The sequence below is a fragment of the Actinomycetospora rhizophila genome, assembly GCF_042657905.1.
Lineage (GTDB): Bacteria > Actinomycetota > Actinomycetes > Mycobacteriales > Pseudonocardiaceae > Actinomycetospora > Actinomycetospora rhizophila.
Genome location: NZ_JBHSKG010000018.1, coordinates 68119 through 90063 on the forward strand (window position 1 = coordinate 68119; position 21945 = coordinate 90063).

Here is a 21945-nt window from a genome sequence, read left to right on the forward strand (position 1 = left end):
TCAGCGTGCTCCCTCCTGCTCTCTCGGCTGCGGGTCCTGGGTCTCCTGCGCGTCCGGCGCGGGCGCGGCCTCGTCCTCGTTCGGGCGGCCGGCGATGGCCTCCACCACCGCGTCCCAGCGCCGCCGCTCGCGCTCCGGGAAGCGGCGCCGGCTGCGGGCGGCCTTCTTCGACCCCTCGGGGTAGCGCCAGCGCGCCCAGGGCGAGGTCGGGCGGGCCAGGCGCACCGCGCCGACCAGCGCCACGACCGGCACGAGCAGCCCCAGCAGCCCGAGCAGCGGGCGTCCCTTGAACAGGGCGATGACGGCGATCAGACCGTTGACGACGATCGTCGCGACGAAGGCCACGACACCGTCGTTCGTCGTCGAGTCGAACGGGTTGGCGCCGATGACGAGCAGCGCCATCAGCGCGCCGACGACGAGGACGGCGTCGACCGAGACGCGGCCCTCGCGCTCCCAGTACACGTCGGACAGGTGCAGCCAGAGCGCGAACTCGTCGAGGGTGAGCGCGGCGCCCGCCCCGAACGCGGCGGCGAGGACGTAGAGCCACGGCGGGTCGGGCTGGTAGGTGAACTCGCCGACGCCCGCGAGCAGCATGAGGAAGATGCCGTGCACCAGGTGGTGCAGGTGGACCCCGCCCACGGCCTGGTTGCGGAACGGCCCCTTCCCGGCGCGGATCATCCGGACGATCACGCGGGTGGCGAGGAAGACGACGACGAACGAGCCCAGCATCCACGCGGCGCCGGCACGGGCCTCGATGTCGAGCGACAGGTCAAGGGTCACGGGGTCGCCACCTCACGGTCGGCCGGGTCGGGTGCCGGCGCGGACGCGGCCGACGAGCGCGAGAGGGCCGCGGTGGCCACGACCATGAGCACCACGAGCAGGCCGATGAGGATCCACTCGGGCCCGTCGGCGCGGACCTGCTCGAACAGCACGACGACGCCGAGCACCGCGGCGACGATCGGCTCCCCGACGGTGACCGCGGGCAGCGACGCGGCGAGCGGGCCGGCGCCGAACGCCGCCTGCTGCAGCCACGTGCCGCCGAGCACGGCGGCGACCAGCGCCCAGGTCTCCCACGAGGTCAGCAGCTCGACGGGGCCGTCGCCCAGCGCATCGACCACCGACTTGGTGAGCGCCGCGACCAGGCCGTAGGCCAGGCCGGTGGCGACGGCGAGCAGCGCGGCGCGGCGCGGGCCGCGCTTGCGCCCGGCCAGCAGCACGCACCCGGCGAGCACGACGAGCAGGACCACCAGCGCAGGCAGCCAGTGGTGCAGCGGCGCGCGGTCGCGGCCGGCGGTGGGCTCGCCGACGACGACGAACAGGGCCAGCGCCGCCACGAGCACCAGGGCCCACCGCACCTCGCCGCGCCCGATGTGCCGCCCGGTGAGGCGCGCCTCGAGCGGGAGCGCGAAGAGCACGGTGGTGACGAGCAGCGGCTGCACGAGCAGCAGCGACCCCACCCCCAGCGCCGCGGCCTGGACGACGAAGCCGCCGGTGTCACCCACGGTGCCCGCCCACCAGCGCGGGGAACGGACGAGGCGCAGGATGAGGCGGCCGCCCCGGGCCTCGTCGTCGGGGACGTCGGCGGCGGCACCGCGCTGGGCGACGGACGCGATCGCGAAGAGCAGGGCGGCCAGGACCGCGAGCGCGCCCGCGAGGAGCGTCACCTCGGCGCCTGGTCGACCGCTGTCACCCGGTCAGTGCAGCACTTGGTGACCACGCACCGCGACAAGATCTCGCCGAGGCCACCCGATCGGGCGAGGAGTGGTCGGTTTGCCCGTCCCGACGGTGACGGCGGGTGGTGACGCCGGCCCGGCCGACGGCGGACGGCTCGAGCCCACCGTGATCCGACAGGGCGCCACCTAGGCTCGGGCGGTCCTGCGGCGACGACCGGAGCAACGGGGAGGGGAGTTCGCGCATGCCCTCGGCCGGTCCCGCGCAGGACCGCCTGGTCCCGGCGACGTCGTCGGCGGGCCCAGGGGTGCGCAGCGCCCGGTTCCGTCCCGAGATCGAGGGGCTGCGCGGCCTCGCCGCGGTGCTCGTCGTGATCTACCACGTCTGGGTGGGCCGGGTCTCCGGCGGCGTCGACGTCTTCTTCCTGCTGTCGGGGTTCCTCGTCGTCGGCATGCTCGTCCGCGCCGCGGAGCGCGGGCGCCTGCGGGTCGCGGCGACCTGGCTCCGGCTGTTCTGGCGGCTGCTCCCGACCGCGGGCCTGGTGCTGCTGGTGAGCGCGGTGGCCGTCCTCGCGCTGGTCTCGCCCCTGCTCTGGTCGCAGAACGTGGCCGAGATCGTCGCGTCCGCCTTCTTCCTGGAGAACTGGCGGCTGGCGGCCGACGCCGTCGACTACTACGCGGACAACAGCGCGGCGAGCGTCGCCCAGCACTTCTGGTCGCTGTCGGTGCAGGGCCAGTTCTCCGTGGTGGCCCCGCTGCTCGTCCTGCTCGTGGCGGCGATCGCCCGGCGCCGGCGCGCGGACGTCCGCCGGCTGGTCGTCGTCGTCCTGGTCGGCGTCGCCGCCGCGTCGCTGACCTACTCGGTGATCACGACGGCCGCGGACCAGCCGTTCGCGTACTTCGACTCCCTGGCGCGGGCCTGGGAGTTCGCGCTCGGCGGCGTGCTGGGCCTGACCGTCGACCGCATCCGGCTGCCCCGCCGCGTCCGGGTGCTCCTGGGCTGGGCGGGCGTGCTGGCGCTGGTGGCGTGCGGGGTGGTGCTCGACGTGGGGGCCGGCTTCCCCGGCTACCTCGCCCTGTGGCCGGTCGCGGCCGCCGCGGCGGTCGTGGTCGCGGGCACCACCGGCACCGGCGTCGACCGGCTGCTGACCTCGCGGACCGGCCAGTACCTCGGCGAGATCAGCTACCCCCTCTATCTGTGGCACTGGCCGGTGCTGATCCTCTACCTGGCCACCCGCGGGCGCTCCGAGGTCGGCCTGGTCGGGGGGCTCGGCGTGGTGGGCCTCTCGGTCGCGCTGGCCGTGGTCACCCACCACGTGGTCGAGCGTCCCGCCCGCGGCGTCGCGCCGGGTGGCCCGCCGCGGTGGCGCCCCGCCGCGCTGCTGGCCGCGACCCTCGCCCCGGTCCTGCTCGTGTGCGTCGCCTGGTACGCGACGAGCAGCCGGGACACGGCCGCGTTCCCGGAGCTCGGCGACCCCAGCCACCCCGGGGCGGTGTCCCGCCTGCCCGGCTTCGTCTACGAGGGCGAGCCCGACCCGCCGCTGCGGCCCTCGACCGTGGCGGTGGTCGACGACTGGGTCACCTACCAGCAGGCGTGCGCCCGGCCGCCGGAGCACCCGAACCTCGAGCTGTGCACGTACCTGCCCGCCGAGACGCCCGACCGCGTGGTCGTGGTGGTCGGCGACTCCCACATGCAGCAGTTCCTGCCCGCCCTCGAGCCGCTGGCCCGCGAGCGGAACTGGGAGGTCCGGACGCTGATCCGGCCCGGCTGCCCGTTCTCGACCGGCTCCGACGCCAACCTCGGCGAGGTCCCGTGCCTGGAGTGGAACGCCGCCGCGATCGAGCACCTCGTCGCCGACCCGCCCGACGCCGTCCTCGCCGGGGCGACCCGCGACGTCCGCGCCGGGCGCACGGAGGAGACGCCGCCGGGGTTCGTCGCGGCCTGGCAGCGCCTCGACGCCGCCGGCATCCCCGTCGTGGCCCTGCGCGACAACCCCCGCTTCGACTGGTGGCCCGCCGAGTGCGTGGAGACCCACGGGCGGGGCGCCCCGAGCTGCGAGCTGCCGCGCGAGGAGCTCTACGACCCCGAGCCGCCGTACGCGGCGCTGGACGTGCCCCCCAACGTCGGCTTCCTCGACCTCACCGACCACCTGTGCACCGACACCGTCTGCCCGCCCGAGATCGGCAACGTCATGGTCTACCTCGACGACAACCACCTGTCCGCGTCCTACGCGCGCAGCCTGGCCCCGGTCGTCTCGCTCCTGTTCCCGGCGGCGCTGGACCGATGAGCACCGTCCCGGCGACCGATGTCGCCGACTTGCGAGGATGAGCCCGATGCGTCTCCCCGCTGCCGTCGCGGCCACCGCCCTCCCGGCCCTGGCCCTCGCGGTCCTCGGCAGCTCCCACCCCGCCGTGCTGACGCCGGAGTCGGCGCCGTGGTGGCGCGACCTGCACATCATCGGGCTCGTGCTCTTCCCGCTGCTCGCGCTCGGGCCGTGGGCGGTGGTGCGGGCGGCTCGACCCGCCGGCGTGCTCGGCCGGGTACTCGAGGGCCTGGCCATCGTGCTCGGCCTCGTCTACGCCGCCTTCTACGGTGCCCTCGACGCCCTCGCCGGCATCGGCGGCGGTCACGAGACCATGCGCGTCGGCCCGGGTCCGTGGGTCGCGGCGCTGTTCGAGATCGCCGACGCCCTCGGGATCCGGGGCGCCTACGCCTACCTCGCCGCGACCCTGCTCGCCGCGGTGCTCGCCCTCGTCGCGGCGCCGGGGCCCTGGCGCGTGCTCGCGGGCGTCGGGGCGCTGTTCGCCGTCGTCGGCGCGTGGTCGTTCCTGACCAGCCACATCTACTGGCCCTTCGGCGTCGCCACGATGGTCATGCTCGGGATCGGGCACACGGCGATGGCGTCCGCGGCGACCCGGCGCCGGGCGGCGGGGCGGCACGGACCGGCGGTCGCGGCCGCCGGGCACCGGGTGGCGAGCCCGTAGCGGCCCCGCCCGGCTCGTCGCACCGACCGGCGCCCGCCACGGCGTCGACCTGCTCCGCGGTCTCCGCTTGCATGGTCCGGTGACGCTGACGCTGCCGTCCCGGGTCGTGCCGACCCGGGCACCGGACCCGGCGTCCGACGCGTCCGTCCGCCCCGGCCGGCGGTCCCGGCGCGGCCTGGTGCTGGTCCTGTGCGCGCTCGCCGTCCTGCTCGGGGCGTCGACGGGCCCGCCGCGCACGGGGCCCTTCACGACGATCCCGGGCCGCGACGCCGCCGCCGAGGTCCGCCTCGAGCGCCTGCCGATCCCCGATCCCGCCCACCCCGGTGCGCTCGCCCACCGCGGCGGCCCGCGGGTCCCGGTGCGTCCCGCGGCGGTCGCGCCCGCGCTCGAGCACCCCGAGGACTGGGTGCCGTTCCCGGCCCCGCCCGCCTGCCGGGTGGCCGACCCCGGGCCGCCGCTGCTCGTCTGCGGCGAGGAGACGCCCTGGCCCCCGCAGCGGCGCATCGTCGTCGTCGGCGACTCCCACGCGCAGCAGTACTCGGGCGCCCTGGAGGCGCTCGCCGCGCAGCGTCACTGGCAGGTCGTGCGGATGCTGCGCGGCGCCTGCCCCTTCTCGACCGCCTCGGAGACGGCCCCGGGGTCGCCGGGCTGCATCGCGTGGAACGCCGCGGCGCGCGCGGAGATCCGCGCGATGCGCCCCGACCTGGTGGTCACCACGGCGACGCGCGACGTCCGGATCGGGCCCACCGAGGCCACGCCGCCCGGGTTCGTCAGCGCCTGGCGGGAGCTCGACGCCGCCGGGATCCGGGTCCTGGCGATCCGGGACAACCCCCGCTACGACCAGTCCCCCGTCGACTGCCTGCGGGACCGGGGCGCCGCGGCGTGCGCGGTACCCCGCCGCCTGCTCCTGGACCCCGTCCCGCCCTACCGGCGCGCCCTCGGCGTGCCCCCGAACGTGACCTTCTTCGACCCGTCGGACCACCTCTGCACCCCGACCGCCTGCCCGCCGGTCGTCGGCAACGTCCTCGTCAACTTCGACCACAACCACCTCACCGCGACCTTCACCCGCACGCTCGGTCCGGTCCTCGCGGAGCAACTCGAGCCGCTGCTCGCCGCACCGGTACGGCGTCCGGACGCACCCCATGGCATCGGTCGGTGACCGAGCAGGCACCATCGGTATCGACGGACGGCACGCGACGAGGGGAGTGGCGCCGTGACCTCGACGGCCGACCGGGACGCCGCACGCGTTCCCCGCGCCGCCCCGTCCGGCCTCCCCGCCACCGGTACGCCGGCTCCGTCGCCCGCCCCGACCCGGGACCGGTTCCGCCCCGAGATCGAGGGCCTGCGGGCCCTCGCCTCGCTCCTCGTGGTCGTCTACCACGTCTGGATCGGCCGGGTCTCCGGCGGCGTGGACGTCTTCTTCGTGCTCACCGGCTTCCTCGCGGTGGGGCAGCTCCTGCGGGCCTCCGAGCGCGGGCACATCGACCTGGTCGCGCAGTGGGGCCGCACCCTGCGCCGCCTCGTCCCGCCGGCCGTCGTGGTCCTGGCCGGCACGGTCGTCGCCTCGCTGCTCTTCCTCCCCGAGTCCCGGTGGTCGCAGACCCTTGTCGAGGTCGTCACGTCCGCGACGTTCACCGAGAACTGGAAGCTCGCCGCCGACTCGGTCGACTACTACGCGGCGCACGACTCGGCGAGCGTGGTGCAGCACTTCTGGTCGCTGTCCATCCAGGGCCAGTTCGCGCTCGTGTTCCCCGTGCTCGTCGTGGTGGCGGTGCTCCTCGCCCGCCACCGCGGCGCCGGGGTGCGGTCGACGGTCGCGGCGGTCCTCGTGGCCGTGACCGCGCTGTCGTTCGCCTACTCGCTCTGGCTCACCGCCGCCGACCAGCAGCTGGCCTACTTCCACTCCCTGACCCGCGTCTGGGAGTTCACGCTCGGCGCGCTGCTCGCCCTCGTCATCGACCGCATCGACCTCCCCGTCCACCTGCGCGTGGTGCTCGGCTGGGTCGGCGTCGTCGGGCTCGTCTCGTGCGGCGTGGCGCTCGACGTCGAGGGTGGCTTCCCGGGCTACCTCGCGGGCTGGCCGGTGCTGTGCGCGGTGGCGGTGCTGGTCGCGGGCAGCACCGGGCACGCGCTGTCCGCCGACCGCCACCTCACGGCGCGCCCCCTGCAGTACCTGGGCAGCATCAGCTTCCCGCTCTACCTGTGGCACTGGCCGGTGCTGCTCCTCGCCCTGCAGGTGACCCACAAGACCGCGCCGGGCTGGGCGCTCGGGTCCGCCGTCATCGCCACCTCGATCGCCCTGGCGGCCGGCACCCGCGCGCTGGTCGAGCGCCCGCTCGCGGCGTCCCGCGTCGGGCGGGGCTCGCGCTGGGGCAACTACCGGCTCGCCGCGGTGACGCTCGTGCCGCTGGTCGTGATCGTGCTCGTGTGGCACGGCGTCACCACGGTGCGGGCCCAGCCCGACGGCACGCCCGGCGACGCCGACCACCCGGGGGCGACCAGCCGGCAGGCGGGGTTCGTCTACCGGGGCTCCCCGGACGCCTCGCTGCTCCCGCCGGCCGTGTCGTCCTACGACGACTGGGTGTACTACAAGGACGGCGGTGACTGCCGCTGGCTGCCCTACCCCGTCCTCGAGGAGTGCACGTTCGTCGGCGCGGCGGACCCGAACGCCCCCACGATCGTCGTCGTCGGCGACTCCCACATGCAGCAGTTCCTGCCCGCGGTCGCGCCGGTCGCCCGCGAGCGCGGGTGGCGGGTCACCACGCTGATCCGGGGCAACTGCCCGTTCTCCACGGGCTCCGAGACCGTCGCCGACCAGGGGTGCGCCGACACCAACCAGGCCGCCATCGCCCACATCGCGCGGACCCGCCCGGCCCTCGTGGTCGCCGACGCCAGCCGCAACGTGCGCGTCGGTCTCACCGAGTCGACACCCCCGGGCTTCGTCGAGGCGTGGGGCCGGCTGGGCGACGCCGGGGTCCCCGTGCTCGCCGTCCGCGACAACCCCCGCTTCGACACCGCGCCGCCGAGCTGCGTCGACACCTACGGGCGCGGCGCGGCCGAGTGCCTCGTGCCCCGGGCGGACATCTACCGGCCGCAGCTGTCCATCCCGGACGCGCCGCCGAACACCACGGTCGTCGACCTCAGCGACAGCATCTGCGACCCGCACTGGTGTCCCCCCGAGATCGGGAACATCCTGGTGTACCTGGACAACAACCACCTGACGGCCAGCTTCTCGGCCACCCTCGCCCCGGTCGTCGGCCCGCGCATCGCGGCCGTGATCGATCGATGACCCGCCCGCCCGTCCCGCTCCGGAGGAACCCGCGCGCATGACCAACGTCGCCGAACGATCGGCCCCGCGCTCGACACCGGGGCCGGGTGACGACGCCGGGCGCCTGGTCGTCGCGCGCGGTCTGTTCGCCGGTCCCTCGCCCGAGCTCCCCGAGGACCTCTACCTCGAGGTCGACCACGGCCGGGTCGAGCGCGCCCGCCGGCACGTGCGGGTGGGCGCGTGGAGCCGCGTGAGCGCCAACACCTACTTCGGCCGGTTCCCCGCGAGCTACTGGCAGCGCTGGACGACCGCGCGCGAGGTCCGCTACGAGGCGCGCGTGCGGGGCGCCGGACGCGTCGCGCTGCGGGCGTCGGACACCAACGGCGTGCCGCGCACCGTCGCGGTCCACGACGCCCGCGACGAGGACGTGCGGCTCGCCGCGCCGCTGGACCGCTTCCTCGACGGGGGCGGCCTGTGGGTCGAGGTCACCACCGCCGACGACGAGCTCGTGCTGGACGAGGCGCGCTGGACGGTCGCGGCGCCGGGCACCCGGCGGGCGACCTCGGTCGTCATCTGCACCCACAACCGCGCCGACGACTGCGTCGCGACCCTGCAGGCCCTCACCGGCGAGCAGGACGCGGTCGACGTGCTGCACCAGGTCCTCGTCGTCGACCAGGGCACCGACCGCGTCGACACACGGGCCGGCCACGCCGAGGTCGCCGCCCGGCTCGGGAGCCGCTTCCGGTACCTGACCCAGCCCAACCTCGGCGGGTCCGGCGGGTTCACCCGCGGGCTCCACGAGATGGTCGAGGACGGCGGCCCGCGCGGGGACGACGCCCACGACGTGATCTTCATGGACGACGACATCCGGTGCGAGCCCGAGGTCATCGTCCGGCTCGCCGCCTTCGCGCAGTACACCGCGCACCCGACGGTGGTCGGGGCGCAGATGCTCAACCTGCTGCACCCGACCCAGGTCCTCGCCGGCGCGGAGTACGCGGTGCCCGAGGAGCTGTCCAACGGGTTCGTCAGTCCCGGGGCGGTGGGCGAGTCCGACGTGACGACCTTCTTCCCGGACGGGACGAAGAACGTGCAGGACCGCCGCGTGGACGCCGGCTACACCGGCTGGTGGTCGTGCCTGATCCCCGCGGAGCTGGTGCGCCGGGCGGGCTACCCGCTGCCGCTGTTCTTCCAGTGGGACGACGTCGAGTACTGCTACCGCGCCCGGGCCCACGGGGTGCCGACGGTGACCCTGCCGGGGGCGGGCGTGTGGCACGCCGACTTCCCCTGGAAGGACTGGGACGACTGGCACCGCTACTTCAACCTGCGCAACGCCATGATCACCGCGGCGCTGCACACCGACTTCCCGACCTCGCGCATCGTGCGCACCCTGGCCGACCTCCTCGCCCGCTACCTGCTGGCCATGAACTACGGCCTGGCCGCGACGCTGGTGAAGGCCGTCGAGGACTTCCTGCGCGGTCCCGACGTCGTGGACGACGGCGGCGCGGCCGCCACGCAGGCGGTGCGGGGCCTGCGGGCCGGGCACGGGGAGACCGTCGCCCACCGCGTCGACGAGGCGCCTGACCTCGGCGCCACCCAGATGCCGATCGTGCGCAGCGGCCCCGAGCCCACCCGCACGCGGCTGGTCATGGCCAAGCGCGCGCTGCAGCAGGCCCTGGGCCGCACCCCGCACCACCAGGGACTCGTCGGGGCCGGCGAGGCCGACTGGTGGCACATCGCCCTGTTCGACCGCGTCGCCGTGACGGACGCCGGACAGGGGGGCGTGCGCGTCCGCCGCCGCGACCCCGAGGCACTGCGCACGATCAGCCGCGACGGTGCGCGGGTCCTGTGGCGGCTGGGCCGCGAGGGGACCGCCGCCGCGCAGCGCTGGCGCGACGCCGCCCCGGAGCTGGGGTCGTCGGACAACTGGCGCCGGCTGTTCCGCGGCGGCTCCTGACCGCCCCGGCTCAGCCGCAGGCGGCGCCGTCGAGCGGCGGGCAGTCCTCCGAGACCCGGTAGTAGGCGACGACGTCGCCCGGCGACAGGGCCGGGGTCCGGCCGGCGCGCCGGTCCAGCATGAAGATCATGGCGAGGGTCCGGGTCCCGCCCCACCCGTCGCCCACCGCGCGGGGGTCGAGGCGCCCGGCCCGCAGCTCGTCGCCGAGGCGGGCGAGGGTCGTGGCCTGGTCGCCGCCCGCGTCGACGGGGAAGGGCCAGTCGATCGGCAGCGGGCGGGTCCCCGAGGCGAGCTCCGCGCGCCAGCCGACCGTGGTCGACACGAGCGGCACGGCCACGGCGACCAGCAGCACCAGCGGGAGCACGGCGGCCGCCCGCGGGCCGCGCTCGGCGACCCACCGCGCCAGCACGTCCACCCCGACCGCGGCCGCCAGCCCGAGCACCACCACCGCGAGGACCACGCGCCGGGTGCCGGGCACCCCGCTCGACACGGCGTAGAGCCCGACGGCGCAGACCCCCGCCACCGCCCAGGGCCAGAGCCGGGCCCCGCGGGCGGCGAGCGCGAGCACGGCGGCGAGCAGCAGCGCCAGGGCCACCCCGGGGCCGCCGAGGGCCGGCAGGTCGGAGAAGTAGTAGTAGGACGACCCCGAGGCCAGCGTGTAGCGCGCGAGCTCCTCGAGGTGCAGGCCCACCTGGGACAGGTCCGCGCCGCTGCGCCCACCCCCGGTGACGACGATGCCGCCGTTGCGCCACCACGCCAGCGGCGCGAGGAGCAGCAGCAGGCCCCCGAGCGCGCCGAGCAGGGCCGGCACGACCGCGCGCAGGTCGCGCGCCCGGACCACGGCGACGGCCACGACGGCGACGGCGGTCGCCAGGCCCGCGGTGTAGAGGGAGACCGCGAGGCCGGCCAGCACGAGCCCGAGCCACCACCACCGGCGACGCGACGTGACGACGAGCAGGGCCGCGAGGCCGACGACGACGTCGAGCGGGGTCTCGATGGCGACCCACGCCATCACCGAGACCCCGGGCAGCAGCACCCCGAGCCCGCCGGCGAGCACCCCGCCCGCCCGCCCGGTCCCGAGGCGGCGGCGGGCCGTCAGATAGAGCAGCGGCGCCAGCAGGGCGGTGGCGACGGCCTTCCACTTCCGCGCGTAGAGCAGGCCGTAGTCGGGGTCGAGGTGCCCCGCCAGCCAGTAGAAGAGCTGCCCGCCGGCGTTCGTGCTCCAGATCGAGGGCTGCCAGCCCATCGCGAGCGCCATGGTGTCGCGGTGGGTGATCGAGGCCTCCTCACCGGTGATCACCCCCTGGGCCGACGCGCCCCGCGTGAGCCAGAGGAACCACGCGGCGGCGAGGACGAACAGGGCGAGCGCCAGCAGGAGGTCGGCGCGGCTCCAGGCCGGCGGCCCGGGTGGGCCGGCGTCGGGCCGCGGCCGGCGCGCGCCGACGTCGGCGAACGGGACCGTCGGGGCCGCGGCGCGCCCGAGCTGCTCGGTCACGGCGGGAGGTCAGGCGGCGGCGCGGGTGACGTAGAGCCGCGAGTCCCACCGCGGTCCGGCGCTGGTGTCGTGGTCGGCGGCCAGGACCGTCGCGCCGCAGGACGCGACGAGCTCGCGGACCCGGGCCTCCGCGGTGCCGTGCATCTCCATCCCGCGGCGCAGGCGCCGCGCGAGGGGCGCGGGCAGGGCGCGCAGCGCGAGCCCGGCGGGCGTCGCGGCCGGGGTGGTCGGCAGCTGGAACACGACGAGCCCGCCCGGCTTCGCGACCCGGTAGAACTCGCGGACGTAGCGGTGGGCGAGCTCGGTGGGCATGTGCTGGAGCACCCGGCAGGTGTAGACGAGGTCGGCGCTCGCCGACTCGACGACCTCGAGCTCCGGGCCCTCGGCGAGCCGGAAGTCGGCCGCCGGGGCGGTCACGATCTCGCGGGCCTTGTCGAGCATGGTCGGCGAGATGTCGAGGCCGACGACCTCGGCGAACCCCGCCAGCGCCAGCCCGTGGGTGAGGCGGCCGGCGCCGCAGCCGAAGTCGACGGCACGCCCCCGCGGCGGCGTGGCCCCCAGGGCGTCCAGCCGGGCGAGCAGCGTCTCGATCTCCCGCGCGCCGGTGGCCAGGAAGTCGTCGGTGGTCCAGCCCCCGCCCGCCTTCTCGCGGTCGGTGAGCACGGCCCACATCGGGTCCTCCGCACCCAGTCGGGTCCAGGTCCGGGAGACCTCGTCGATTCCCACGGTTCCTCCTCGGGGCTGTGGGTGGGGCGGGTGCGGGCTCATCGGCCCGCGGCCTTGGTGAACACGGCCTCGTAGGCGTCGAGCACGGAGTCGACGCTGTAGAGCGCCGCGGCCGAGGCGCTCCCCGTGGTGGCGTCGGGCGGGTCGTCGCGCAGGCGGGCCAGGGCGGCGGTGAGGCCGGCGACGTCGCGCGGGGCGACGACGGCGCCGAACCCGGTGTTCTCGACGACGGTGCGGACACCCGGCAGGTCGCTGACGACGGCGGGCACCCCGGCCATCATCGCCACGACCTGCACGATGCCGAACGCCTCGAACGCATTCACCGACGGCAGGGCGAACGCGTCGATCGAGGCGTAGAAGTCGTCGACGTCGGACTCCGGCAGGAACCCCAGCATGGTGATGCGCGGGTCGTCGCCGATGTGGCGGCGCACGGTCTCGATGACGCTCCCGCCGGCCACGCCCTCGAAGTCGCCCCCGATGAGCAGCCGGGCGTCGGGGTCGTCGAGCGCGAGGAAGGCGTCGACGAGGTGCTCGACGCCCTTCTCCTCGACGATGCGCCCGAGGAAACCCACATGGAAGCCCGGCCCGCGCCGGAAGGTCGGGCGCCCGGCGGCCCGCGGCGGGCACGGCGGCGGCACGGCGACCATGGTGCCGTCGATCGACGGCCACATCCGGCTGTGCCGCGCGTAGTCCTCGCTGCTGACCACCGACGCGGCCGACCGGCGCAGCGCGACGCGGCTCGACAGGTCGATCGCCCCGTGCTGCAGGCCGTTGATCGCGCGCACGAGCAGCGGGCCGTCGCCCGTGGGCAGCGACACGTCGCAGTGGTAGGTCGACACCACCGGCGCCGGCGACAGGCGCGCGAGGAGCCCGGCCTCGACCAGGGGCAGGTGCAGGTTCACGACCGCCGAGCGGCGCATCTCGCGCAGCGCCAGGCGGGTGAGGTTGAGGCCGACGGTGCCCTTGCCGACCCGCGCCAGCACGGGGGCCCGGACCACGCGCACCCCGTTGACGACCTCGTGGGTCGGCAGCTGGGGGTCGTGCTTGGAGGCGACGACGCAGACCCGCCACCCGCGGGCCGCGAGGCCCTCGGCGAGGTCCCGCGCGACGTTCGTCAGCCCCGACACGTAGGGCGCGTAGTAGGTCAGCACGATGACGAGGTCATTGCGCTGGTCGTCGTCCATCGCCCTCCCTCGACGTCCGTCGGGCTGCCCACCCGCCCGGCCACTGTAAAGGGGGCGACCGCGGCGACCTCTCACGGGCAGTAGTTGCTAGCGTTCGGTATCCGCAGACCGACACGAGAGCCCGACCGGTGACGGCGACCCCGAGGACCTCGCCGGACGCCGCCGGATCGCGCGACGACGACGTCACGGGGCCCGCGCCCGGTGACGGTGAGCGAGCGTGGCCGCTGCCGGTGGCCCTCGCCGCCGCGGCCGTCGCCCTCGTCTGCGCGGTCCTGCTGCCGCTCCTGCCCGTCACGGTCGACGAGCCCGTCGTCTCCTGGCCCGCGGATCCCTCGGCGCCGACCTCCACGGCCCTCCAGCTGACCACCCAGCGCCCGCTCGCCCTCGACGTGCGGGCGGACTGCACCGCGGCGCGGGCGGCCGCGTCGGGCGACGGCCTGGTGCTGGCGACGATGCCGCCGCCGTCGACCGCGACCCCGGCCTCGGCGCTGCTGGTGACCGCGCGGGGCGACCAGCTCGCCGTCGTGTCGCGGGGGGCGCCGGTGTTCGTCGGCCCGCTGCCGTCCGGCGCCTGCGAGCTGGCGGTGACCGGCGACGTCGACGGCGGCCTGACCGTCGCCCTCGACGGGCGGGTGGTGGGTCGCGGCGGCCCCGAGCTGCTGCCCGACGTCGACGCCCTCGTCACCTCGGTGCCGGCCGCGGCACCCGGGACCCCGGCCGGGCTGTCGGTCCGCCTGACGCTCGACGACCAGTTCGCCACCAGCCCGACACCGCTCAAGGCGGCCGTCACGGTGCTGCTCGTCCTGGCGGTGCTCGTCGGGCTCGGCGCCCTCGTCGCGCGCGACCGCCGGCGGGCGCCCGCCCCGGCCGGCCACCGGTGGCGTCCGCCCCGGCCGCGCGTAGTGGACGCCGTGGTGCCCGCCGTGCTGGTGCTGTGGACCTTCCTCGCGCCGATGACCGACGACGACGGCTACTACAGCGCGATGGCGGCCAACGTGCCGTTCACCGGCTACGTCGCGAACTACTACCAGCTCTACAACCAGAGCTTCACGCCCTTCACGTGGATCTACTACGTGCTCTCGGTGTGGCAGACCGAGATCGGCCTGAGCCCGGTGCTGCTGCGGGTGCCCTCGCTCGTCCTGGCGCTCGTGACCTGGGTCCTCCTGCGCGCCTACGTGTCGCGGGCCCTGCCCGCCGGCAGCGGCCGGGGCCGGGCGGTCGCGCTGCACGCCGTCCTGGCCGTCGCGTTCCTGGCCTGGTGGCTGCCCTACGACATGGGGGTGCGGGCCGAGGCGGTCGTCGCGACCAGCGTCGTCGGCAGCCTGCTCGCGCTCGCCGTCGGTCTCGAGCGCGACCGGTGGGCCCTGATGGGGCTCTCCGTCGGCATCGCCGCGTTCGGGGCGACCGCGGCACCCACGGGGTTCGTCGCGCTCGCACCGCTGCTGGCGTGCCTGCCCGCGGTGGGGCGGCGGCTGCGGGGCGACGGCACGCGCCGGCGGGCGTTCGGGCGCCTCGTCGCGGTGTCCGGGCCCGGCGCGCTGGTGGGCGTGCTGGCGTTCGCCGACGGGTCCCTGCGGGACTTCCTGCGCGCCCAGCAGATCTTCCTGGGCATGCAGTCGCAGGAGAGCTGGTACACCGAGATCGTCCGGTGGAGCTACCTGCTCGACGACACCGCCCCGATGGGCGCCTACGCCAAGCGCACGCCCGTCCTGATCGGGCTCGTCGCGCTCGCCGTCCTCGGCCTGCTCGCCACGTACCTGCGCGGACGGGGCCGGCCCCTCCCGACCCGCACCGCGCTGGCGGGCACGACCCTGCTGCTCGGCTTCGCCCTGCTCTGGCTCACCCCGAGCAAGTGGACCCACCACTTCGGCACGCTCGCGGGCGTCGGCGCCGCCGTCCTCGCGCTGGTGATCGTCGGCGGCCCGGTGCTGCTGCGCGAGCTCGGGGACGGTGCGCCGGACCGCCCCGTCGTGCGCACGCCCGTCGTGATCGGCACGGGCCTGGTGGTCGCGGTCGTCGCGGGCCTGGCCGGGCACGGGGCGAACGCGTGGCCCTACTCGTGGCTGCTCGGGCTGCCGGACGCCGGCGAGGCGCCCACGGTCGCGTTCGTCGCCCTCGGCCAGCCGGTGTGGTGGATCCTGGGCGGGCTCGTCGTCGCGGGCGCCCTGCTCCTGCTGGTCCGCCGCCGGGCCCCGGGCTGGCGGCCGGTGCTGGGCGTGGTCACGGTGGCCGTCACCGCCACCGCGGTCCTGCTCGTGAGCTCCGTCTACCTCGTCGGGAGCTTCGCCCTGGCCACCGCCCGCACGGCCGACACCTGGTCGCCCTGGGCGGACGCGGTCCGCGACCCCCTCGGGCGCGACTGCGTCGCCGCGTCACAGATGCAGGTGCTCGACCCGGCCGGCGCGCAGCCGATGACCCCGGTGGCCGGCCTGCCCTCCACCGTGCCCGGGGGCTCGTCGGGCTTCGTCCCGGGCGGGTGGTTCCCCGCGAGCCCGCCGCCCGAGGTCGGCGGCGCGCCGACGTGGGGCAGCTTCACCCCGCCCCCCGCCGGTCCTGGCGCGGCGCTCGGGAACGACGCGACGACGGGGACGTTCGCCACGCCGTGGTACGCGATCCCCGACCGGCCCGACGCGGCGATGACCACCTCGGTGTCCGGACGCACCGGGGGCGGCAACGTCCTGCGCGTCGAGTACGCCCGCCCCGACGGCGACCGCCTGGTGCCGATCGGGGAGGCGGAGCTCGGCGTCGACCCGGAGGGCGAGGCCGTCGACTCCCCGACCTGGCGCGGGCTGCTGCTCGAGGCGGGCAACGGCCCGCCGCCCGGGGCGTCGGTCCTGCGCCTCGTCGCCGAGGACACCTCGACCGCCCGCGGCGGGTGGCTCGCGTTCACGGCCCCGACGGTGCAGCGCTGGACGTCGCTGCAGGACTACGCCGTGCCCGGCGAGGCGTCGGCGGTGAGCTGGCAGTACGCCTTCCTCTTCCCCTGCCAGCGCAAGCCCGTCCAGGCCGACGGCATCAACGAGCCCTCGACCCTCGGGGTCGTCTGGGGCGACCAGGAGCTGGCCTACGACCTCGACGGCATCTGGCAGATCGGCCGGGGCGGGATGTTCGCGCAGAGCGCGCGCGACGCGTCGATGGTCGGGCTGGTGACCCGCCTGCGCGACGCCCCCGACGCCGAGGCGGGCACGGTCTACCGGCTGCGCCCGTACGTCCCGGACACCGGCGCGTACCGCCTCGACCGGGAGAGCACCGTCGTGGGCGGCTGGACCCCGGCGCCCAACACGACGATGTCCACCCCCGTCGACGAGGTCGTCATCCGGCCGGACTCGTAGCGGCCCGATCAGGGGCGGCGGAGCACGAAGATCGAGGACTCGCCGCTGCCGGGCCGCAGGACCAGGCGCCCGGAGAGGAACTGCAGGAACGCCGGCACGGCGTGCAGCCCGGCGTCGAGCAGCTTGGGCAGGCGGCCGTAGGGCACGTCCCAGAGCCCGTCGGTGCCCTCACGGTCGACGGCGAACCCGTGGGCGGTGATGAACTCCCGCCATTCCGCGTGGGACTTGAGGTTGATGTGGGTCGGGTCGGCGAAGCCCATCCACGCCTCGCCGGCCAGCTTCCGCCCCCGCCCCGCCGGATCGGGCATGACGACGAGCGCGTGCCCGCCCGGGCGCAGGACGCGGCGCCAGGTCGTCAGCGTCTCCGAGGCCACCTCGTCCTCGAGGTGCTCCAGCACGTGGATCGCGGTGAGCGCGCCGAACGCCGCGTCGCCCAGCTGCGCGGGGTCGGTGGTGATCTCGCAGCCCGGGGCGTTCGCCCGCGCGGTGCGCGCCGAGTACTCGGAGATCTCGAACCCGGACGCGGGCCCGAGCGCGGAGAGCCTGCGGACCAGGTGGCCGGTGCCGCACCCGAAGTCGAGGTAGGGCCCGCCGGCCGCGTAGCGGCGGACGAGCCGGGTGTAGTACCGCAGGGCGGGCCGGTCGTCGGCCTGCCCGTTGAAGCGGTAGTACTCCTCGTCGTACTCCAGGCTCACGACAGTTCCTCTCGGACGGATCGGCGTCGCGACAACGCCAGGATCGAGCAGCTCACGACGGCGCCGATCACCGAACCGACCAGGAAGGCGACCTCGCCGGACAGGATGACCCCGGGGACGAGCCAGAACGTCAGCCCGGCCGCGGCCAGGCCGGCCATCCAGCTCAGGGCGACGTCGACGTGCCGCCCGCGGGCCACGTGGACCTGCGTGACGACGACGAGCCCGATGTGGGCGAGCACCCCGCAGATGATCAGCGCGAGGTCGAGCCCGCCGATCGTGTAGTCGTCACCGAAGATGAGCGACACGATCGCCGGGCCGAGCCACCAGGCCAGCGGCACCGCGACGGCGGCGACGGCGACGAGCACCGCGACGCCCTTGACGAGCAGGACGAGCACCTCGCGGCGCCGGCCGCGGGCGATGAGGCGGGTCAGCGTCGGGACCACGGCCGACTGCAGCGGCACCACCATCGACAGCGGTGCCTTGGCCAGGGTGAACGCGGCGACGAAGACGCCGGCGGCGGCGATCTCCTGGCCGTCGGCGGCCTGTGCCACGACGAGCACCGGCAGGCCGTTGAGGAGGAGCTGGGCGCACACCGAGCCGACCAGGAGCGGGAGGGCGGCGCGGGTCAGCCCGCGGGTGGTGACCGTGCCCGCGATCGGCGTCCCCGTGGAGAAGCGCCCCCACGCCACGGCCCGGCGCCAGGCGCCGGGCAGCTGGGGCAGGTGCGAGAGCGCGATGGCGACGACCAGCGCCCAGCAGAAGGCGGCGGCGTCCTCCCCGCCGAGGATGAAGACCGCGCTGGCGAGGCCGAGGCGCACCACCGCGTCGAGGACCATCACCGCCGCGTGCCGGACGAGGCGGTCGGTGCCGATCAGCGTGCCGCGCACGAGGAACTGGCCGGCCGACACGACGCAGAGCGCGACGAGCGCGAGCAGGACCGAGAGGTTGTCCTCGAGCGCCCGCGACACGATCGGCAGCGCGACGACGAGGACCACGAGCGCGATGCCGGCGAGGACGGCGGCGGCGCCGGTGGCCGCGCGCAGGAGCGCGCGGCGGTCGCCCGGGAGCGGGAGCCGCCGCGCGAGCTCCTGCTCGAGGGGGAGGAAGGCGCCGAACCCCAGGACGAGGGCGAGCGCCCAGAAGGAACCGAAGGTCGCGTACTCGGCGGGCGGCAGGGCGCGGGCGACGACGGCGAGGTAGACGTTGACGATCAGCCCGGACACCAGCACGCCCAGGCCGGCGGCGCCGACCAGCCTGCGGGCTCCGACGTTGCCGGGGGCCTGGTCGCTCACGGCGAGCGACTCCTCACTCGGTGCTGCAATGCCCGACAGCGTAGTCGTGCCCCCTCCCGCCACCGTGGAGGACCCGGCCGTCGGATCGTCCGGACCGGCCCGGGTTAGCGTGTCGACCCTCGACACGATCAGGGGAGCAGCGGCTGGTGAGCACGGACGCCCCGCCGCAGGCGGCGGTCGCCGCCGACGACTCGCCGCCGCACTCGACGAGACCGGCCCCGGGCCGCCCGGCGTCGCCGGCCTGGGTGACCGCCGTGGTCTGCGGGCTGGTCGCGCTCGCCGGGGCGGTGCTGCTGCCCTTCGCGCCGGTGTCGGCGAGCGTGCCCGAGGTGCGCTGGCCCGCGGACGTCCGGGACCCCGCCCCGACGATGCTGATGCTGACCGCCTACGACCCGGTCGACCTGGAGGCCCGCTTCAGCTGCCGCGTCGCGCGGGCCGCGGAGGCGACGCCGGAGGGGCTCGTCCTCTCGACCATGGGGCCGACGTCCCGGGACGCCGCCGCGCAGGCGCTCACCGTCGACGCCCGCGACGGCGGCGTGACGATCCGCAGCGGCGGGCAGACGCTCTTCGCCGGCCCCCTGCCACCGGGCGACTGCCGGTTCCTCGTCGCCGGGGACGCGGACGCGATGCGCGTGGTCCTCGACGGGACGACGGTCGCCGTGGTCCCCAGCCGGATGCCCCCGCCCGACCCCGACGTCCTGCCCGAGTCGGCGCCGGCCCTCGCGCCGCTGTCCGCCCTGCCCGAGGTCGACGCCCTGCGGACCTCGACGGCGGGGCTCCCGGACGCGACCGCCGACGACCTCTCGGTGCGCCTCACCGTCGACGACGCGTTCGGCCACTCCCCCTCGCCGGTCAAGTGGCTGCTCATCGCGGCCGTCGTCGGGGCCCTGCTCGTGGGCGCGGCCGCCCTGGCCGCGGAGGGTGTGCGGCGCCCGCGCGACGGCCCGCGTGGGCCGGGGTGGCTCCGGCGCGTGCGCCTGCGCGCGGTCGACGTGGTCGCCCCGGCGACCCTGCTCGCCTGGCTGTTCCTCGCCCCGATGACCGACGACGACGGCTACTACAGCGCGATGGCGGCCAACGTCCCGTTCTCCGGGTACGTGCCGAACTACTACCAGCTCGGCATCCAGGGCTTCACGCCCTTCTCGTGGCCCTACTACGCCCTGTCCTGGTGGCAGACGACGGCCGGCTCCGCGCCCGTGGTGCTGCGGGTCCCGGCGCTCCTCCTCGGCCTGGGGACCTGGCTGCTGGTCCGGGTGTTCGTGGCGCGCACGGGACTCCTGGGCGCCGGCACCCGCCGGGCGGCCCCCTGGGCGCGCACGGCGCTCGCCGCGGCCTTCCTCGCCTGGTGGCTGCCGTACGACATGGGTGTCCGGCCGGAGCCGGTGGTCGCCTTCTTCGCCGCCGCGACGCTGGTCGCCGTGGCCGAGGGCCTCGAGCGGCGCCGGACGTGGCTGCTCGGGCTCGCGGTCGGTGTCGCCTCGGCGGGTGTCATGGCCGCGCCGACGGGGTTCACCGCCCTGGCGCCCCTGCTCGTGGCCGCCCCGGCGGTGTGGCGCCGGTTCCGGCGGGAGGCGGCGTCGGGCTGGGCGGCGGCGGGCCGGTGGGTCCTGGTCCTCGCCCCCGTCGCGGTGGGCAGCCTCCTGGGCTTCGCCGACGGCGCCTACCGCGACTTCGTCCGCTCCCAGGAGATCTTCGCCCCGATCCAGCGGGCGCAGACCTGGTACGAGGAGATGACCCGCTACGGGTGGCTCCTCGGCGACGACTCGCACTTCGGCTCGTACGCCCGCCGGGCGGCCGTCCTGGTGTGCCTGCTGGCGCTCGTGTGGTTCCTCGTCCTGCTCGTCGCGGCCCGGGTGCGGGGCGTGGCGGTGCCCTCGCGGCTCCCGCTCGCCGGCTGGACCACCCTGCTCGCGTTCGCGCTGCTCCTGCCCACCCCGAGCGCGCCGACCCACCACTTCGGCGCGCTCGCCGGGGTCGGCGCGGCGTTCCTCGCGCTCGTCCTGACCGACGGCCCCCACCTGCTCGCGCGGATCACCCGTGGCCGCCCCGTCCCCCGGCCCGCGCTCGTCGCCGCCGGGGTCGCCGCGGTCCTGGTGGTCGCCCTGGCCGGGCACGGACGGAACCTGTGGCCGTTCTCCTGGGGCCTCGGGGTGCCCGACTACGGCGCCCGCCCCACGCTGGCCGGGCTCGATCTCGACCAGCCGCTCTGGTGGGGCCTCGGCCTCCTCGTGACCACGCTCGCGGTGCGGTGGTCCGCGCCGGCGTGGCGGCACCTCGCCCTCGGTGTGGCCGTCCCGCTCCTCGTGTGCGCCTCGCTCGTGGTGTCCACCGGCTGGACGGTCGCGGACCTCGCGCGGGCGGCCACGACGAGCACGACGTGGTCGCCCCAGGCGGACGCCTGGAACGACCCGTGGGCCACGAGCTGCGGCGCCGCCGGCCAGATGGACGTCCTCGCCCCCGGCGGCGGGCGGGCGCTGCCGCGCGCCGCACCGTCGTCACCGCTGCCCCCCGTCGACGCCGCCGACGCCCTGGCCGCCCTCGATGCCCCGGCCGCGCCGGCCGTCCCGCCCGCCGACGTCCCGGCGGGCCCACCGCCGGCCGACCTGCCCGCCGGGGTGCCGGTCTACGGCGGCAGCCTGGTGCCCGCCACCGACGCGGGTCCCGACACCGTCACCACCGACTGGTTCCGGCTCCCCGCCGCGCCGACCGACGGCGCGGTCGTCGTCGCGGTCTCCGGTCGCGTCGACGGTGACGACTCGCTGCGCGTCGAGTACGGCCGGGAGACGCCCGGCGGCTTCGTGCCCGTCGACCGCACCCGGGCCGTCAGCGAGCCGGGGAGCACGGCGGCGTGGCGGACGGTGCCCCTCCTCGACGACACCGCCCCGCCGCCCGGCGCGGACGTCGTCCGCCTGCTCGGCACCTACCGCAGCAGCGTCCCCGAGGGGTGGCTGGCCTTCACGGGGCCGGTGGAGCGGCCGTGGGTGCCGCTCGCGGAGGTCCTGCCGGCCGACGCCCCGGTCGGGGTCGCGTGGCAGGTCAAGTACCTCTTCCCCTGCCAGCGCCAGCCCCGTCAGGAAGCGGGCGTCACCGAGCCCGCCGTGGGCGCGATCGGGTGGGGCGCGACGCGCGAGGAGGCGCTCGCCGACTGGATGTTCGACGCCGGTCGTGGCGGGCTCCTGGGGCACGCCGAGCGCGAGGCCGACGTCACGCGCCTCACGACCCGCTTCCGCGACGTCGGCGGCGAGGTGGACGACCTGTGGGTCTTCCGGTACGACCAGCCCTTCCCCGCGGACCGCTACGAACTGGTCCGCGGCCACCGGACGGTGTCCGGCCTGCCCTGACCG

Annotated in this window: 14 protein-coding genes; 7 read left to right on the forward strand and 7 right to left on the reverse strand. The window is 76.2% G+C overall.

Going from position 1 to position 21945, the window contains the following annotated elements:
• Positions 1 to 780 carry a hypothetical protein gene (locus tag ACFPK1_RS26355; protein ID WP_378023924.1) on the reverse strand — a complete coding sequence of 260 codons (780 nt, stop codon included), beginning with the start codon at positions 778 to 780 and terminating at the stop codon, positions 1 to 3.
• Positions 777 to 1664 (reverse strand): DMT family transporter, encoded by an 888-nt coding sequence (locus tag ACFPK1_RS26360; protein ID WP_378023925.1) that lies wholly within the window; start codon positions 1662 to 1664, stop codon positions 777 to 779. The genes ACFPK1_RS26355 and ACFPK1_RS26360 overlap by 4 nt, the downstream gene beginning before the upstream one ends.
• 251 nt (positions 1665 to 1915) lie before the next feature.
• Here ACFPK1_RS26360 and ACFPK1_RS26365 point away from each other — a divergent pair, with 251 nt between their 5' ends.
• From ACFPK1_RS26365 to ACFPK1_RS26385, 5 genes are all read left to right on the forward strand, one after another.
• Positions 1916 to 3958, forward strand: a complete 2043-nt coding sequence (locus ACFPK1_RS26365; protein ID WP_378023926.1) for an acyltransferase family protein — start codon at positions 1916 to 1918, stop codon at positions 3956 to 3958.
• A 46-nt stretch (positions 3959 to 4004) separates the two neighbouring features.
• Positions 4005 to 4655 (forward strand): hypothetical protein, encoded by a 651-nt coding sequence (locus tag ACFPK1_RS26370; RefSeq protein ID WP_378023927.1) that lies wholly within the window; start codon positions 4005 to 4007, stop codon positions 4653 to 4655.
• A gap of 79 nt (positions 4656 to 4734) precedes the next feature.
• Positions 4735 to 5814 carry an SGNH hydrolase domain-containing protein gene (locus tag ACFPK1_RS26375; protein ID WP_378023928.1) on the forward strand — a complete coding sequence of 360 codons (1080 nt, stop codon included), beginning with the start codon at positions 4735 to 4737 and terminating at the stop codon, positions 5812 to 5814.
• A 54-nt stretch (positions 5815 to 5868) separates the two neighbouring features.
• Entirely contained in the window at positions 5869 to 7944 is a 2076-nt protein-coding gene (locus ACFPK1_RS26380; RefSeq protein ID WP_378023929.1) for an acyltransferase family protein, read from the forward strand.
• A gap of 37 nt (positions 7945 to 7981) precedes the next feature.
• Complete coding sequence (locus ACFPK1_RS26385; RefSeq protein WP_378023930.1) at positions 7982 to 9877, forward strand: glycosyltransferase; 1896 nt, start codon at positions 7982 to 7984, stop codon at positions 9875 to 9877.
• A gap of 10 nt (positions 9878 to 9887) precedes the next feature.
• On the opposite strand, the gene ACFPK1_RS26390 is transcribed toward ACFPK1_RS26385, so the two are convergent.
• From ACFPK1_RS26390 to ACFPK1_RS26400, 3 genes are read right to left on the reverse strand one after another with little or no spacing between them, the layout of a single operon-like run.
• Positions 9888 to 11372 (reverse strand): hypothetical protein, encoded by a 1485-nt coding sequence (locus tag ACFPK1_RS26390; RefSeq protein ID WP_378023931.1) that lies wholly within the window; start codon positions 11370 to 11372, stop codon positions 9888 to 9890.
• Positions 11373 to 11381: 9 nt separating this feature from the next.
• Positions 11382 to 12098: a class I SAM-dependent methyltransferase gene (locus ACFPK1_RS26395; protein WP_378023932.1), complete on the reverse strand. Its 717-nt coding sequence runs from the start codon at positions 12096 to 12098 to the stop codon at positions 11382 to 11384.
• Positions 12099 to 12136: 38 nt separating this feature from the next.
• Positions 12137 to 13282, reverse strand: coding sequence for a glycosyltransferase family 4 protein (locus ACFPK1_RS26400; RefSeq protein ID WP_378023933.1), 1146 nt, complete (start codon positions 13280 to 13282; stop codon positions 12137 to 12139).
• 128 nt (positions 13283 to 13410) lie between these two features.
• On the opposite strand from ACFPK1_RS26400, the gene ACFPK1_RS26405 reads away from it, so the two are divergent.
• Positions 13411 to 16614: an arabinosyltransferase domain-containing protein gene (locus tag ACFPK1_RS26405; protein WP_378023934.1), complete on the forward strand. Its 3204-nt coding sequence runs from the start codon at positions 13411 to 13413 to the stop codon at positions 16612 to 16614.
• Positions 16615 to 16622: 8 nt separating this feature from the next.
• Here the strand turns inward: ACFPK1_RS26405 and ACFPK1_RS26410 are convergent, their stop codons facing one another.
• Both ACFPK1_RS26410 and ACFPK1_RS26415 read right to left on the reverse strand, forming a co-directional pair.
• The gene (locus tag ACFPK1_RS26410) at positions 16623 to 17309 is read right to left on the reverse strand and encodes a class I SAM-dependent methyltransferase (RefSeq protein WP_378023935.1); all 687 of its coding nucleotides are present in this window, start codon (positions 17307 to 17309) and stop codon (positions 16623 to 16625) included.
• On the reverse strand, positions 17306 to 18601 hold the full coding sequence (locus ACFPK1_RS26415) for a lipopolysaccharide biosynthesis protein (RefSeq protein ID WP_378023936.1): 1296 nt from the start codon (positions 18599 to 18601) through the stop codon (positions 17306 to 17308). The genes ACFPK1_RS26410 and ACFPK1_RS26415 overlap by 4 nt, the downstream gene beginning before the upstream one ends.
• Positions 18602 to 18747: 146 nt before the next feature.
• Here ACFPK1_RS26415 and ACFPK1_RS26420 point away from each other — a divergent pair, with 146 nt between their 5' ends.
• Positions 18748 to 21942, forward strand: a complete 3195-nt coding sequence (locus ACFPK1_RS26420) for an arabinosyltransferase domain-containing protein (RefSeq protein ID WP_378023937.1) — start codon at positions 18748 to 18750, stop codon at positions 21940 to 21942.
• The last annotated feature ends 3 nt before the right edge of the window (positions 21943 to 21945 follow it).